This is a genomic window from Paenibacillus sp. GM2FR, from assembly GCF_002803325.1.
In the GTDB taxonomy this organism is placed as follows: Bacteria; Bacillota; Bacilli; order Paenibacillales; family Paenibacillaceae; genus Paenibacillus_AQ; species Paenibacillus_AQ lautus.
This window is the reverse complement of sequence record NZ_MKZM01000010.1, coordinates 63,190-79,586: the sequence shown is the minus strand read 5'-3', so window position 1 is coordinate 79,586 and position 16,397 is coordinate 63,190. Positions and strand designations below refer to the sequence as shown.

Below are 16,397 nucleotides of genomic sequence, written 5' to 3'. Positions count from 1 at the left end.
TCTCCACTCCTCTGTTCATATGAATTGAAATCTGAAATCGATATTCGCATGCAAGCCAGGGACCTTCACGTTAAAATCCACGGCATACCAGGCCGCTTCCTTGCCGAAGTGATCACGGAAGGTATGCCTTGTCAGCTCAGGCTCCACCAGTTTGCTGTCATAGTGGATCAGCAGGCCGGGCCTGTCGTCTATGGAAAAAGCAGGACCCGGGATAGTGTCCTGTACCTTAGGCTGCTCCCGATTACCTCCTCGGTGCTGAGCCGGTCCCTCCCGGTTCCCCCCTTGGCCCTGAGCCGACTGCTCCCCGGTTCTTTCTTCAGCCGCAATCGGCTCCCCCCTCTTCTCTAAGGTCTGAACGGCTTCTTGCCCTCCTGCCTCTGCTTGCTCAAGAGTTCCCGGTGCCCGCAACCTAACAACCTTCCTGCCATCCATCAGCACCAGCTCGGGCGGTATCCTGGTGACGATTCGCTCCACCAGACTCTCCGGGGGCGAATCGAACGTGAATCGGTCGCTCAGCGTCAGTTCCGGCCGATGCCCCTCCTTGTTCCACTCCAGCGTCCTCGTGAATGCCCGCAGCGCAGGAACGCGGTAGGCTGAGGTCAGTTCCAGCCGCAGCCGATCCACGGCTTCACCCGTCGCCGCTTCCCATACAACCGCGGCGCTATCCGGGCCCTCTTGCTGGTAATGGCCGTCGATGATCGGCACGGAGTGGCCTTGGGAGCCGTTGCAATCATAGCCATACCGGCCTTCGCCGAAATACTCCGCCGTGTATTCCCCGCAGCCAAGGTCCGAGCACCATGCTTCCCCGGCGCCGTACAGGATAAAATGCCCGAGATCATTATGATTGTGCGGCTCGCCATTGCTGCCGCCCTTGGCCGCAAACGCGTACACTTCGCCTCCATGGGAGCTGCGGGAGATCAGCCACTGGGCATCGGGCAAATAATAATTTGCCTCTCCCCAATCGCTTCCCGTCATCAATGGATCCCGCCAGATCAGGTTGCGCAAAGCCGGAGCCCAGCGGCTGCAATGATCGTCACGGTAACCCGACCGGAGAGACTGCGGCGGAGACTCGAAGTCCCCGTACAATCCGGCTAGATAATGAGACAAGCCGATATGTACCGTGCTTTCCGGCTGCGAATCGGAGAAGTTGACGACGGCCTTGCCTCCCAAAAAGCACTTTTGTTGAAACAAAGCGATGCGGCCGACCTTCTCCGCACGGAACCAGTCCATCTCGCCTCGGGTGCGCTTGCACAGCAAATCGGCATAATACACGAAATACCCAAACCCGTAATTCCAATATCCCAGCCCTTCCAGACAGGCTCCATCGGGGCCAAAGCCCTGCAGGTAATAGTCCATGCACTGCTCCGTCTTCAGCAGAACCTTCGCTAGAGAGTCCCCGCTTTCCATAAGCAGGAGCGCGGCGGAGCCGATGGAACCGGCACAGACGGCAGACCAATTGTGCGTGGCCGTCTCCCAGCCGTGCTCGTGGCTCAGGAAAGGGATGAACAACCGCTCTTCAACTTCCTCCCCGATTCTCGAGATCAGCAGCGAAGGCAGATGGTCCCGCAGCAGCACGCGGATTTCGCTGAGGGTAAACCCGGTCTCGGCGCTGAACAGATCAATCGTCCCCTTGATGCCGCCCGGCGATTCCGCGTTGAGATGCGCTGGTAAACACCAGGTATACTCTTCGCAGATAGACCAGATCATCTCCTGAAGAGCCGTCCGATACGCTTCCTTATCCGGCTCGAGAAGGGTCAGCAGGGCAAACGTATTCAGCCTGAGCCTTCGCTCGAAATAAACCTTCTCATAATCCAGCCTCGTTCCCTGCCGGGCAAACCGGATGAATAAGTCATACGTCAGCGGCGGGTTCGGAACAGACAGCAGCCGTTCCCCTTCCTCGCGAATCTCGGATATGTTCTGCTCGTAATCCTCGCTTAGCCGGATGCCTTCCCAGAAGGACCTCTGGTCTCCGCCTTGGTAATACATCCGCAGATCGGCGGGAGCCATCCCGTTCACGATCGTTGTCAGCTCCTGCATCCTGTTCATCGGACTAAAACCTCCTCCCCATCTCGACGCCCGTTCAGACGCCCGTTTCAACTCCCGTTCAACCGTTCCGGAACTCTACGGGGGTTACCCCCGCATACGCCTTGAATGTCTTGCTGAAATAACTCACATTGTCGTAAGCCAGACTTTCGCAGATTTCCCCGACCGTGCGGTCCGTCTGCCGCAGCAGCTCCTTGGCCCGCTCCATCTTCATCCGGGTGACGTATTCGATGAAGGTGACGCCGGTTTCTTTTTTGAACATGCGGCTGAAATAGCTCGGATTCAGGTGCAGGCAGCCGGCAACGTCATCCAGCGTGATCCTCTGGTCAAGCCGAAGGGACACGTATTTGCAGGCCTCCGCCACTTCCGATCTTCGGCTGCCCCCGAATCCCCGGTCCATAGCCTGTATGGTGGATTCCAAATAATCGTGAAGCCAGGATTTCAGCTCGTTCAGGGAGTCCATGTCCATGATCTCTTTGTGCAGCGCATCGGCCGTATACGCGGGTGACAGCGAATGCAGGAGATGAAGCCTCAGCTTTAGATCCAGCAGGAGCTTCAATACCCAGTCCTTGACCGATTCCGGTGCGTACCGCTTGCCTTGAATCCAAACGATCCACCGATCGACTGTGTCGCTCGGCCCGCTGGAACCCTCTTTTCCAAGCAGTGATTCCCGCAGCTCCGAGCTGGCCCGGTCATAATAAACGAAGAGATCGGGATCTCCAGGCACACTTTTCTGTTCAAGCGTTCCGCTCAGTTTGGATATCTCCTGCGGCTCCAGATAGAATCGTTGATGCTGGCAGGCCAGCAGTTCATTGAGCCCTGCCTTTAAGCCTTCAGGATCCGCGCAGCCCCGGCCGATCAGGAACGACATGCGGATTCGCAGCACGCGTTCGAGCGTCCGCTGCACCTCCTTTAGGCAGGCGGTGGCCTCATCGTATATGTTGCTGCCCAAGCCGGGTCGATACGAGAACAGGAGCAGCGAAGACTTAGCATCGTATAGGACATGCACCGCATCCGGATTTAATTGATCCAGCACCTCCCGCAGCACGTTGCCCAGGGCAAAATGCAGCGTCTGGTTGGAGGCAAAGCGGTTCCTGATCTCCCGCACATCCTCCAGATGTCCGACCACGGGAAGGCAGTGATAGCCCGGTTTCAGCACCCCATATTCCGACAGCTCATGCCGCCATTTTTCAGGGGAAAGTAGGGGCTGGTGGATGAAATTTTTGAGGCTCTGCTCCTTCCGCAGTTCCCTGGATTCGTCCACCAGATGGATCATCCGTGACTGCTCCCAGCCCTTCTGTGCTTCCTCGTCCATCGCCTGCTTGAACCGCCTCAGCAGCTGTGCCAGCTCTTCGGGATCGAGCGTGTCCTTCAGCAGATAATCCTGTACGTTCAGGCGCATGGCCTGCTGGGCATATTGGAATTCGTTGTGGCAGGACAGAATGGCGATCCGTACATCGGCCTTCACCTCTTTAATGCGTGCGGACAGCTCAAGCCCGTTCATTTTGGGCATGCCGATATCCGTAATCAGAATGTCCGGAGGCGAAGACTTTGCATCTTCCCAGGCACTCATTCCGTTCTCATAACTTCCCATCAGATTCAAGCCCAGCTCATTCCACGAGATGGCCTCCGACAACAGCTCGATGACAGGATAATCATCGTCCACCAGCATCACGTTATACATCCGTATTCCCTCTTTCCGGTATAAACATCTCGATCACCGTTCCTTGGCCAGGCTCGCTGTAGACGCGGCATTGGAAAGCCTCGCCGAACACCATGCTCATCCGTTCCATCACATTTTGCAGACCGATATGAGAGAAGCTGCCTCCGCTTGCCTCCTCCTGTTTCGAAGACCCGTCGGATCGGCCCTGGATTCTCCGGGCAATCGACTCCCGGACGGCGGCATCCATGCCAATCCCGTCGTCCTTCACCGTCAGCACGAGGTGCCTGCCCTTCATGGCAGCTGCAATTCGAATCGTCCCTGCCTGCTGGTTGAGCCCATGGATTAATGCATTCTCCACGATCGGCTGCAGAAAAAAGCGCGGCACCTTGAAGAGGAAAGCCTCCGGCGCGATATCCAGCTCCAGCCTGACCTCCTCCTTCTGCCGAAGGTTCATGAGAGCTACATAATGCGAGATCAGGTCAATTTCCTCGTGAAGCGCAATCTCGTCCTCCTCGCGGCTGATCGTCATGCGGAGCAGCACGGACAGGGAGCCTATCATCTTGGCGCTTTCGGGATCGCCCCGTTTCATGACCTTCATCCGGATCGAATTCAGAACATTGAACAGAAAATGGGGATGGATCTGGGCTTGGAGCATTCGGAGCTCCGCTTTTCGTTTTCTCGCCTGGTTCTCGGATATTTCCGAGATCATGGCTTTGAACCGGTCCAGCATGTCGTCGAATAAATGACCCAGCCGTCCAACCTCATCATTGCCATGAACGTTCGACCTGACTTCCAGGTTTCCGCGCTGCACGGAGGTTGCCACTTTGCCGAGCTTGACTAATGGCTTGGTAAACGTGCGGACAAGCGCAATAAGCAGCAGTAGAAAGATCAGAAAGGAACACATCTGAAACAAGAACACCCGGTTAAAGATCGAGTTGATATTGACGATTGCATCCTTGTACGGCTGCATCAGCACCAGGCGCCATCCGGCATACGGGATATCCTGGTGTACCATCAGCTGCTTCTCCCCCTTCATCGGCACGATGGAGTACGGCTTCTCTTGATCCAAATCATCGAGATAAGCAAAGGTCGTTCCGATCTGGCTCTGATGGCTGCCGGAAACGATGGTTCCCTTGGCATCCAGCAGCACCATATCATTGCCTTCTGAAAGGGAGTTGAAGATCCCGCTGATCTGATCCTCCATGAACGTCACGATCACGTAGCCGTAAATTTCGGAATCCGGCAGCCGGAGGGTGCGCACCACTGATAATTGCGTCGGATGATCGATTTGGTCGGAGCGGAACATCGTGGCCTCCGGCTCCGTCCACAAGGACTCCAAGCCTTTCAGCTCCGAAATCTGGCCGAACCAGGGACGCTGCCTGTAATCAAGCGGATTGTAATCGCTTACGGAATAATTCATGTAATAGGAGCCGTTCTCCAGAATGACGGTGACATAACTTTTCTCGCCGACGACCGTCAAGCTGTCCAGATGCTCCAATACCCGGTTGGATTCCATGAACCTGCGATAAGGATCCGGATCTTCGTTGCCGGAGACCACCTGCTTGAAGTAGGAATTCAAGCCGGAATTCATCTGAATGTAATTGGCGATATTGATTTTGCTTAAAAGCAGATTCGTCACCGATCCGCGGACCAGCTGAAGGGCATCGCTTGCGTTGGATACCGCCTGCTGCCTCAAGGCTTCCTTCGTTAATGAATTGTACAGAATCAAGCTGACGATGGCGGGAACGACGATGCAGGTGACGGCAGCTAATATCAGCTTATGCCTGATGGAGCTTGGGACCAGGCTCTTCAGTCTTGCGGGCATAGGATCCACCTCGGGTATGGCGTGACGGGAATGATGTACGCAAATTCAAAAAAAGGGACGAAGAGTTCCGTCCCGATTTTTTTGTCTATTATACCAGATCATTTTTTGTTGGATTCTATAATTTTGTTCACTCGCTCCTGCGAATTCGCGATGGTCTGATCAATATCCTGATTACCCAGAATCAGCTTCTCGTATTCCTCGTTCACTGCCTCGTACACTTCCGCCTGATAAGGCGCAGGCGGCACGATGGCCGAGGCCTTCGAGGCAACCAATGTGTCCACGAGCGATTTCTTGTCTACCTTTTCCGGACTTTTCGTGCCCGACAGAATGGTGTCAATGATCTCTTCCACCTGCTCGGTCTTCACCTGCTGCCAGGCCGGAATATTCTTGCCCTGCACGATTTGCCCTTCCGTTGTGTACCAGCGGACGAATTTATAAGCTTCTTCCTTATGCTTCGACTTGGCAGCCACCGCCACGTAATCCGTGGTTACCGGCGTAAGTCCCGTCGGATCGCCTTCCTCGTTTTTCGGGAATGGGGCTACGGCGACATTGAAGTCCAGCGGCACTTTATCCGTTCCGCCGATCTCCGTGTTCATCCAGCTGCCGATCGTGATCATGCTTGCGGATTGATTGAAGAATTGCGTCCGGTAATTCAGCTTCTGGGAGATCATGTCCGTATAAGGCACCGAGGATTGGTCTTCCTTCTCCATTCGCACGCGCAGTTCCAGCGTCTGTCTGAAGGTTGGGTTATCCAGATTGGAAGAGCCGTCGGCCTTCAAATAATCGGTATCTTGAGGCTGATTGGCCATCATCAGCTTCAGAAACTCCAGCCATCCGCCCCCTTGCGGACCATGGAAATACGTCCCGTAGCGCTTCGACGCTCCTTCGCCCTGGGTCAATTTTTTGGCATAATCCGCATATTCGTCCCAGGTCCAGTCCGTTGGAACCGGCAGTCCCGCTTCCTCCAGATGATCCTTGTTCAGCAGCACATACCATGGGTTGAACTTGCCGGGCAGCGCGTAGACCTTGCCATCGAGGCGAGTATCCACTTTGTAATCCGTTTCCACGCTGTACCCGTCCTTCGCGATAAAGTCATCCAGCGGCTCGGCCATGCCGAGCGCCACCCGCTGCGCATAACCTGCCGGATCGCTGAACATCAGAATGTCCATCTGGGCCGAGGATGCCGCCTCCAGGTCAAGCTTCTTGAACGCCTCCTGCGTATCTCCCTTCTCGCTGAGCTGCACCAGCTCAATGGTTACCCCCGGCGTTGCCTCTTCATAGGCTTGGATCGTCTTTTTCCAATTGTAAGCTTCCTCCGTGCCATAGGTGTACAGCCTCAGATTGGTCTTGCCCCCGCCTTCTGCGGAACCCTCTTGTGTCGCATTTCCCTTCGCTCCGCCGCAGCCGGACAGCAAGCCGATCACCATCGCGGCCGTGAGAACGCCTGACCACCATTTCTTGTTCATCATTGTCTGTAACCCTCCCCATTGATATCTATCGGTATGTAAGGTCGTGACGATTCTAGCTGTAACTACCCACATTATATAGAGCGCTTACATCTCAACCATAAAACAATCTTTACTGATGTTGGAACTATTTTTACCCCGTTCATTCCCGAGGCTCCTACCCCTTGACTCCGCCCAGCGCAATGCCTTCGATGACACTCTTCTGGCCGATGATAAAAACGATCAGCAGCGGGAATATCGCCGACACGGCAGCCGCCATGATCAGGGAATAGAATTCTCCGCTCAAGGACGTGAATTTCTGCATCGCCAGCGGAATCGTGAAGAGCCGGTCCGTCCGCAGGAAGATGAGCGGGTTCTGATAATCGTTCCACGTCCAGATGAACCGCAGGATCGCATAGGTGGCCACAGCGGGTTTCACCAGCGGCAGCGCAATCGACCAGAAAATCCGCGGATGGTTCGCGCCGTCGATTTTGGCGGATTCGATGAATTCCTGATGCACCCCCATGAAGAATTGCCTGAGCATGAACGTTCCCAGCACGCTGAAGCTTCCCAGCATAATGAGGCCGAAATGGTTGTCGAACAGCCCGATGTTGCGGTAGAGAATAAACTGCGGGATCAGGATGGCCTGGCCCGGAATCATGTAGGTCACCAGCACGATGATGAACAGCCAATTGCCGGCGGCAAACCGGATTTTGGAGAAGCCGTAGGCAGCCAGGGCGGATACCATGGCCGAGATGATCGTGGTCAGTAGGCTGACCTTGATCGAGTTCCAATAATAGAGATAGAAGGGATAATCGCCGAACCATACCTCCTTGTAATTCTGAATCGCATTCCACTCCCGCGGAATCCACTGAATCGGATATACGAATACGTCTCTCTCCACCTTAAAGGATGTCACCAGCATCCAGATAAAAGGGAGGAGAAACAAAATGCTCACCACGAACATCACGATCGTGACGATAAGCTTGCGCAAGTCAACACCGACTCTTGTCCCCATAAAGCAGCGCCCTCCCTCCTAGTAGTTGACCCACTTCTTCTGAGCGGCCCACTGTCCCAGCGTAATCAGCATGACAAAACCGAACAAAACCGCGGCAATGGACGATGCATAACCTACCTTCAGATTAATGAAGGCTGTATCATATAAGTACCAGACCATCATCGTGGTGGAGCCAATCGGCCCGCCTTGGGTCATGACGGCAATAATTTCAAACACCTTGAATGTGGAGATAATCCCCGTTACCAGCAGGAAAAAAGATGTCGGCGACAACAGCGGCAGCGTAATGCGCCTGAACTTGGTCCAGCCGTTCGCTCCATCGATGTCCGCCGCTTCGTACAGATCCTTCGGTATGGCTTGCAGCCCAGCGATATAGATAATTAGATTGAAGCCAATGGAAATCCAGATCGAAATCAGCATAATGGAAATCAGTGCGAAATTCGGATCGGCAATCCACTTGGGCGGATTGGACATCCCGAGCGTCCGGAGGATTTCGTTGATCGGCCCGTAGGACGGCTGGAACAGCACCTGCCATACGACGGCAACCGCCACGATGTTGGATATGTAAGGCATGAAGTAAGCCACTTTAAAATAGCCCTTCATATAGACAAACCGGTCGATCAAAATGGCCAGCGCCATCGAGATCATCATATAGATCGGTACCGTCAACAGAAACAAGATGTTGTTGCGAACCGACTTGATAAACATGTCATCCTCCAGCAGCTGGCGGAAATTTTGAAACCCGACCCACCGGATGCCGTCCCAGCCCTGCACGAAATTCCAATCGGCAAACCCCAGCACAAGCGTTGCCAATATCGGAAATAGCACCAAAATGATAACGCCGATCAGCATCGGGCTTACGAATGCGATCCCCCATAGATTCTCTCCCCGCTGCAAGGATCCCCTGGACTTGTCCCCCCGCGTCGGCTGGGCGCCAGGCTTTTTCATCGTCTCCATTGTTTGTGCCATGTCGGACCCCCTCGATTCTTATTCGATGGGTAAAGTATAAAAAAAATACCGCCAACGCATTGACGGTATTTTGATCATATTCGCTTTCATTTTTACTTGATTAGACAGGGAACGCATCATGGATCTTGGCACACCCGGTATTACAGGAATTTCTCCTTAAACCAGGCAGCGGCCATCCCGACCTCTGCACGGCTGAGCTGATGCCCCCCGTTCTCCCAATGCAGCTTCACGTCCGCGCCTGCCCCGCTCAATAGTTCGTTCAGATCCTCGCTCTCCTGCGGCGTGCACATCGGATCGCGCCGGCCGGCCGAGATGAAGACCGGTACGCCGGACAAGTCCGGCAAGGTCTTATCCCGCAGCGGAACCATTGGATGATGAAGAATAGCCCCTTGAAGCGCATCTCCTTCGTGGAATAGCAGGCTGGCGGCAATGTTGGCGCCATTTGAATACCCGACTGCCACGATGCGGCTGCGGTCAAAATCGTACTCGGCGGCTGCCCAGTTCAGGAATTCATTCAGATCGTGCGTGCGCTTCACGAGATCCTCTAGATCAAACACGCCTTCGGCCAGGCGCCGGAAAAATCTCGGCATGCCGTTCTCCAGCACGTTCCCGCGGACCCCGAGCACATTCGACGTTGGCGAGATCATCTCGGCCAGCGGCAGCAAATCCTCCTCGTTCCCCCCGGTACCGTGCAGCAATAGTAAGGTTGGTGCCTCCGGGGAAGTTCCCTGGCGGTAAATATGCGTATGTTCCATATATTTGTAGTCTCCCTTCGATTGGTGATATGGTTAGATTTCCGTTTGACACCATTAATGTTAGAATGCCCTGGAATAGCTCAATAGGACCAAAGGCAGCCCTAAAAACCACATCATAAATTAGGTCGCAATCCCCATCAAAGGTTGCCCTAATATCCTGTTATAATATCTTTAATTTAAGATTCTTTAAATACATCATACCATGGATTTTTAAAAATGCAACAGCCGACCCTCCCCCTCCACGCCAGAGCTGCAATCGGAAACGCTATATCGCCCGTAGCCTGTGTATCACAACCGGTGACGAACAAAACGAAAAGAGAGGAAGCCTCCATATGGAAGACTTCCTCTCCTGTTTGTATTCTCTATATATGATTCCGTACGTGTTCCCCCGTAACATCACTCATTATATCAAAAGATAGGTATAATGTCAGTGGATGTTTTGGCATTTCTCACAATTTTTTTGTGATTTCATTAGGTATTATTCCAGTTGTCTGGATTTAAAACCATATATTTAGAAAAATTGTAATCGTTTAGTCAACGCGCCTCTCGGAACGGCAAAGGCTTGAGCCCGCTTGAAGTTCACCGGAGCCCCCCGCACGATCGTGAGCGCTTTGTAATATTCGATGAACGGGAAGCCATAGGTTTCCCCGCGCGCATAAGCATACACGTTCATGGCTCTCACCCACGTTTCATAGGCTTCGTCCGGAATATCGATGAATACCTCGGGATGAAAATCATACGGGTCCTCCCAATTGTCCGCATAGTATAAATGCTGGGCATAGTGGGCCGGAAGCTCCCGTTCAATCGTTTTCAGCCCCGCATAGAAGCGGGCGTCCTCCACAATGTAATGGGTATTGGAGTGGTCCTTATGAATGCTCTCCTTCCAATGCGTAATGATGATATCCGGCTTCACTTCCCGTATGACGTCCGCTACCTGATATTTCACTTCCTCATCAAGCGGCAGCTCGGCATCCTTGTAAGCAAGGAATCGGACATCCGCGCCAACGATATCGGCAAATTGGTGAGCTTCGTCAATCTTCTGCTTCGCGTACTCCTCGGGCGTCAGTCGAGGGTGTCCCTTCTCCCCCGGCGTTAAATGAAGAAACGTTGCTTTGTGGCCAGCCTGCGTGTATTTAGCGATTACGGCTCCTGCCGTTAGATCCATATCGCCCGCATGTCCGCCAATCGCCAAAATATGATGCTGCTTAGCTTCCGTCAAATCGGATCTCCCCTTTGTATGAATAGTAGTAGAATCTATTGAAGCGGCTTGCTCATAATATCGAATCGGCGCGTCACGTGAAATCCGGCCTTGCGGTACAGATAGCCTGCGGGACTCTGCTCGCCCGTCCAGAGGAACCAGGCACCGTGCAGTCCTTGAGCACGCATAAGGGCAAGGCAGTCATACAAGAGGATTTTTCCGAGTCCCTTCCCTTGCATCGACGGATCCACGCCAAAGGGACCGAATCGTTCCGCCACGCCCTCATATCCGCCATGCAGGCAGAAGCCCACCAGCTTCCCTTGATCGCGTGCGATCAGAATCTGATCCGTTCTTAGTCGCTGCAGCAGTCCCTCACGAATCGCCCGGCCCCAATCCGGGTTAAACACGTCCGTCGCAAACTCGATCAGCTCCACCAAATCGCTGTCCTGGGCCAGCGTGAAGGTAAAGCCTTCTTCCTCTCGCTGCCGCTTCAGCTCCGTTACCTCCGGCGGCATATGAAAATCGACCAGGGAGCGATCCATCGCAACCGCCGTGTAATTGCGGGTAAAGCCGCTGGCCGCAAGCCACCCCAAGCCTTCCGGATATCGCTCGCCATCGATGCCCGGCACGATATAATTCGGGGCATACGAGGAGAAAAAGACTTTGCTGCGCCCATGACCGCGAAGATAGTCTTCGCCTTCCTGCAGCAGCCGCGACGCTACACCCTGTCTTCGAACCGATGGATCGGTATAGAAGAAGGTGATCCAGCCGTGATCCGGCTCCAGCTCGGTGCCGATCATCGGCAGCCTCCGGCGCACCGCATACAGGACGCCCACCATGCGGCCCTCCTGCTCTGCAATCCGCAGTCCCTGCGGATCAAAGTTCGGATCGAGCAGCACCAAATTCCGAAAGCGGAGCCGGGTGATGGGATCTCCCGGCAGGCAGGCGTTCCACAGCGCAGTGATACCGTCCTCGTCCCCAGGCCGGTAAGACCTGTAGGTTAAACTCGTCATTGCGTATTCCCTCCTTATTGTCGTAAGTCCTTGGATTGGCTGCGATTGCCGCAAAACGGCGTGCAACCGGTTCATCTTAATTAACCAAAATATTTCATGTACTGGGCGGTACATCTATTTACAAGTTCCATAAATGAACCGGCTCAATTTGGTTATTGCTAATGTCCATCCGGCGTCATATTGCCTCCCGATTGCCGTTGCCCCTACCGAATTGAACGGCGGTTATTGTGTACATCGTGCGTACTACTCCCTGTGCACACGGCGCATGGTCCGGGGCATGCCTGGATGGCTGTCAACCATACGCCGCGACATCCCCGTCTCACCATGCCACGGCTCCCGTCAGCGCGTTGTGGACCTGTGCGCGCAGCTGAGCCACGCTGCTGCTCCGCCCCCCATATACGCGGTTTGTCAGCAGAACGACCGCAAGATCCAACTCGGGATCGATCCACATGCTGGTTCCGGTAAATCCGGTATGTCCATAACAGCCAGGACCCATCCAATCACCGGAAGCATCCATCTTATCCCCTTTCAGTACCCACCCCAGACCACGGTTGGAGCCATGCATATGTCCTGTATGGGTACGAGTGGCCGCAACAGCCCCAGCCCGAGATAAAATGCGGGATTCCCCGCCCTCCGCCTCTGGACTCGCCGTTGCCGGGATCGCCCCTTGCTCCAGCCACATTCGCGTGTACTGCAGCAGATCGCCTGCTGTGGCAAACAAGCCGGCATGGCCGCATACACCACCCAAGGCCCGGGCCTTCTCGTCATGCACGATCCCGCACAGATGATCCTGGATGGTATCCTCATACTCCGTTGCAGCATAGCGGCCGGGCTTTTCCGGCGAAGGAGTCAGTGTAGCCTGACGCATGCCCAGCGGATCCGACACCCATCGCTTAAACGCTTGGTCCAAAGGTAGTTCGAGCGACCGTTCTATGATGCGTCCAAGCGTCAGATATCCCAAGTCGCTGTAAATCACTTCGGTATCCGGCTTGGTCACGAGCGGTGCTGTAAGAACGGTATTCCACATCTGCTCCCTGTCCCAGCCATGGGAATGCAGGTTCATATCCGCCTGAAGCCCGGAAGTATGCGTCAGCAGCTGGCCTACCGTAACTTCTTCTTTGCCTGCCGTTCCGAATGGAGGCAGAATGTCACTCACTTTTGTGCTTAAGGTCAAGATTCCCTCATCGATCAATTGCAGAATCAACGGGAGCGTAACCACCACCTTGGTTAAGGATGCACAATCGTATAACGTATCTTCGCTGACAGGCACAGGCTGCCCCTGCGCTGGCTTGGGATTGGCATAGCCGGCTGCGTAGAACCATTTTCTGCCTTCATGCAGAACGCCCAGTACGGCACCCGGTGTCGTCCCTGACGCAATCTCGCGTTCAATGGCGGCGCAAGCCGATTTCACTCCCTTGATTCCCAATCCAAGCTGCTCTGCACCAGCCTCCGCATGACGCTCCATTGTTCTCTCCTCCTTTGCTTCAAGGCCTTAAGCCGGATCAACTGAATAACGATCATGCCATTCGCTTCAATATCATCATCAAAATGTAAACGTTTCCTAGACCTATTATATGACCTGTAAAATTTTGTTTCAATAATAATTAGCAATAATAAAATTTAATTTCACCATATCCTACATACATTTTCCTTTTATTTGGATATTACGTATTGACACTTGAATTCGCTTTCATTTACAATATTGTTGAAATCAAACACTCGCATAATTTAAGGGCCATGCATTCCGTAACCGCACACCCGGTATGGAACAACCCCGGTTTCTCTACAGGAGATTCCGGGGTTTTTTGTTGCCCGATTTTGTATGGGAGGTGATGCTCAAGCAGCCGATAAGCTAGTAAAACCAACCTTCTCTATATCAACTACATAGGAGGAATTACGATGAAAAAGTTTTACAAACTGACAACCGCTCTTGCCCTTAGCTTGTCCCTGGCCCTGAGCCTGCTCGGCCCAGCCCATGCAGCCCCGGATACTTCGGTATCCAACAAGCAAAATTTCAGCACGGATGTCATTTATCAAATCTTTACGGATCGTTTCTCCGACGGCAATGCGGCCAACAACCCGACCGGACCTGCCTTTGACGGTACCTGTACTAATCTAAGGCTGTACTGCGGCGGTGACTGGCAAGGCATCATTAACAAAATCAACGACGGCTACCTAACCGGCATGGGCGTTACCGCCATCTGGATCTCCCAGCCTGTCGAGAACATCTACAGCGTCATCAACTATTCCGGCGTGAACAACACCGCTTATCATGGCTATTGGGCCAGAGACTTCAAGAAAACGAATCCGGCTTACGGCACGATCGCCGATTTCCAGAATCTCATCGCTGCCGCTCATGCCAAGAATATTAAAGTCATCATCGACTTCGCACCGAACCACACCTCTCCCGCTTCTTCGGACCAGCCGTCGTTCGCGGAGAACGGGAAGCTGTACAACAACGGCACCCTGCTCGGCGGATACACAAACGATACGCAGAATTTGTTCCATCATAACGGGGGCACCGATTTCTCGACGACAGAGAACGGGATTTACAAAAACCTGTACGACCTTGCTGACCTGAATCACAACAACAGCACCGTGGATACCTACCTGAAGGATGCCATCAAAATGTGGCTCGATCTGGGCATTGACGGCATTCGAATGGACGCGGTGAAACATATGCCGTTTGGCTGGCAGAAGAGTTTCATGGCCACCGTTAACAACTATAAGCCGGTCTTCACCTTCGGCGAATGGTTCCTCGGCGTGAACGAAGTGAGTGCCGAAAACCATAAGTTTGCCAACGAATCCGGCATGAGCCTTCTGGACTTCCGTTTCGCACAAAAGGTACGCCAGGTATTCAGGGATAACACCGACAATATGTACGGTCTGAAGTCCATGCTGGAGGGCTCGGCAACCGATTATGCCCAAGTGGAGGATCAGGTCACATTCATCGATAACCATGACATGGAACGTTTCCACGATAACAGCGCCAACCGCCGGAAGCTGGAACAGGCCTTGGCCTTCACGCTTACCTCACGCGGGGTGCCGGCCATCTATTACGGAACCGAACAATACATGTCCGGCGGGAACGATCCTAACAACCGGGCACGGATTCCTTCGTTCTCTACGACGACTACCGCTTACCAAGTAATTAAAAAGCTGGCGCCGCTGCGTAAATCCAATCCGGCCATCGCCTATGGAACGACGCAGGAGCGCTGGATCAACAATGATGTGCTGATCTATGAACGTAAATTCGGCAGCAACGTGGCGCTTATCGCTGTAAACCGTAACGTGAACACGCCGGCTTCCATTACCGGCTTGGCGACTTCATTGCCTGCCGGCAGCTATGCCGACGTGCTGGGCGGACTTCTGAACGGCAACAGCTTGACCGTTGGCTCAGGCGGAGCGGCTTCCAACTTTACGCTTGCTGCCGGCGGTACGGCCGTATGGCAGTACACCACCGCCGTGACTACGCCAACCATCGGGCACGTAGGACCGATGATGGCCAAACCGGGCGCAACCGTCACCATTGACGGTCGCGGCTTCGGCGCAACCAAAGGCACGGTATACTTCGGCTCGACGGCCGTAACGGGCGCTAACATTACGGCATGGGAAGACACGCAGATCAGAGTGAAGATCCCTGCGGTTGCCGGTGGTGTATATAACATTAAAGTCGCCAATAGCGCTGGCACTTCAAGCAATGTGCACGACAACTTCGAAGTGCTGACCGGGGATCAAGTCAGCGTCCGGTTTGTCGTGAACAATGCCACCACCGCGCTCGGACAAAACGTATACCTGGCAGGCAGCGTAAGCGAGCTTGGCAATTGGGACCCGGCCAAAGCCATCGGTCCGTTATATAATCAGGTCATCTATCAGTACCCGACCTGGTACTATGACGTCAGCGTGCCTGCTGGCAAAACCATTGAATTCAAATTCCTGAAAAAACAAGGCTCAACGGTAACGTGGGAAGGCGGATCAAACCATTCCTTCACCGCTCCAACGAGCGGCACGGCCACGATTAATGTAAACTGGCAGCCGTAAGCCCGCCGTATGCTACCACTTCGGACGCGAGCCGACAGCTGTTAGCACGCCGCATGCTACCACATCATAACCGCTCCGGCGAGCGGCACGGCCACCATTAGTGCGAAGCAGGGGCTGCAACCCATAGGCTTTTGCTAAGAGCAGCACCTAAACAAAACCAGCTCCGGGAATTGTCCCAGAGCTGGTTTTTATTCATGCAGTTCATAATTCCAGGCAATAGCATATTACGCACGAAGCACCTCAACGTTCCCTGCACTGCATGAGCGATTCCCAAAGGGAGAGTGTCCCAGCAGGTAGTAACTCAACAAGCAGACGGGGCAACTCAACGATCCCTCGCTATATCCCAGCACTCCCGAGTAACACGCTACCAACAAAAAGCCGATGAAGATGTTCCCCTTCATCGGCTTTTTGTCCATCCCCTCCCACACCC

At 53.9% G+C, this 16,397-nt stretch carries 11 protein-coding genes; 1 reads left to right on the top strand and 10 read right to left on the bottom strand.

Features of this window, described 5'->3' with window-relative positions:
• Positions 1 to 15: 15 nt before the first annotated feature.
• From PAEVO_RS25500 to PAEVO_RS25455, 10 genes are all read right to left on the bottom strand, one after another.
• Positions 16 to 2,046, bottom strand: coding sequence for a heparinase II/III family protein (locus PAEVO_RS25500; RefSeq protein WP_100540317.1), 2,031 nt, complete (start codon positions 2,044 to 2,046; stop codon positions 16 to 18).
• A 58-nt stretch (positions 2,047 to 2,104) separates the two neighbouring features.
• Positions 2,105 to 3,727, bottom strand: a complete 1,623-nt coding sequence (locus PAEVO_RS25495) for a response regulator transcription factor (protein WP_100540316.1) — start codon at positions 3,725 to 3,727, stop codon at positions 2,105 to 2,107.
• On the bottom strand, positions 3,720 to 5,531 hold the full coding sequence (locus tag PAEVO_RS25490) for a cache domain-containing sensor histidine kinase (protein ID WP_100540315.1): 1,812 nt from the start codon (positions 5,529 to 5,531) through the stop codon (positions 3,720 to 3,722). The genes PAEVO_RS25495 and PAEVO_RS25490 overlap by 8 nt, the downstream gene beginning before the upstream one ends.
• A 98-nt stretch (positions 5,532 to 5,629) precedes the next feature.
• Positions 5,630 to 7,000, bottom strand: a complete 1,371-nt coding sequence (locus PAEVO_RS25485; protein ID WP_100540314.1) for an ABC transporter substrate-binding protein — start codon at positions 6,998 to 7,000, stop codon at positions 5,630 to 5,632.
• A gap of 154 nt (positions 7,001 to 7,154) precedes the next feature.
• Entirely contained in the window at positions 7,155 to 7,994 is an 840-nt protein-coding gene (locus tag PAEVO_RS25480) for a carbohydrate ABC transporter permease (protein WP_100540313.1), read from the bottom strand.
• Positions 7,995 to 8,012: 18 nt separating this feature from the next.
• On the bottom strand, positions 8,013 to 8,960 hold the full coding sequence (locus tag PAEVO_RS25475) for a carbohydrate ABC transporter permease (protein WP_100540312.1): 948 nt from the start codon (positions 8,958 to 8,960) through the stop codon (positions 8,013 to 8,015).
• Positions 8,961 to 9,100: 140 nt separating this feature from the next.
• On the bottom strand, positions 9,101 to 9,715 hold the full coding sequence (locus PAEVO_RS25470; protein WP_100540311.1) for an alpha/beta hydrolase: 615 nt from the start codon (positions 9,713 to 9,715) through the stop codon (positions 9,101 to 9,103).
• Positions 9,716 to 10,226: 511 nt separating this feature from the next.
• Complete coding sequence (locus tag PAEVO_RS25465) at positions 10,227 to 10,934, bottom strand: PIG-L deacetylase family protein (RefSeq protein ID WP_100540310.1); 708 nt, start codon at positions 10,932 to 10,934, stop codon at positions 10,227 to 10,229.
• A 35-nt stretch (positions 10,935 to 10,969) separates the two neighbouring features.
• The gene (locus PAEVO_RS25460; RefSeq protein WP_100540309.1) at positions 10,970 to 11,926 is read right to left on the bottom strand and encodes a GNAT family N-acetyltransferase; all 957 of its coding nucleotides are present in this window, start codon (positions 11,924 to 11,926) and stop codon (positions 10,970 to 10,972) included.
• Between the two features lie 319 nt (positions 11,927 to 12,245).
• Entirely contained in the window at positions 12,246 to 13,391 is a 1,146-nt protein-coding gene (locus PAEVO_RS25455; protein WP_100540308.1) for a serine hydrolase domain-containing protein, read from the bottom strand.
• Positions 13,392 to 13,825: 434 nt separating this feature from the next.
• On the opposite strand from PAEVO_RS25455, the gene PAEVO_RS25450 reads away from it, so the two are divergent.
• Positions 13,826 to 15,967 carry an alpha-amylase family glycosyl hydrolase gene (locus PAEVO_RS25450; RefSeq protein WP_100540307.1) on the top strand — a complete coding sequence of 714 codons (2,142 nt, stop codon included), beginning with the start codon at positions 13,826 to 13,828 and terminating at the stop codon, positions 15,965 to 15,967.
• Positions 15,968 to 16,397 lie beyond the last annotated feature (430 nt).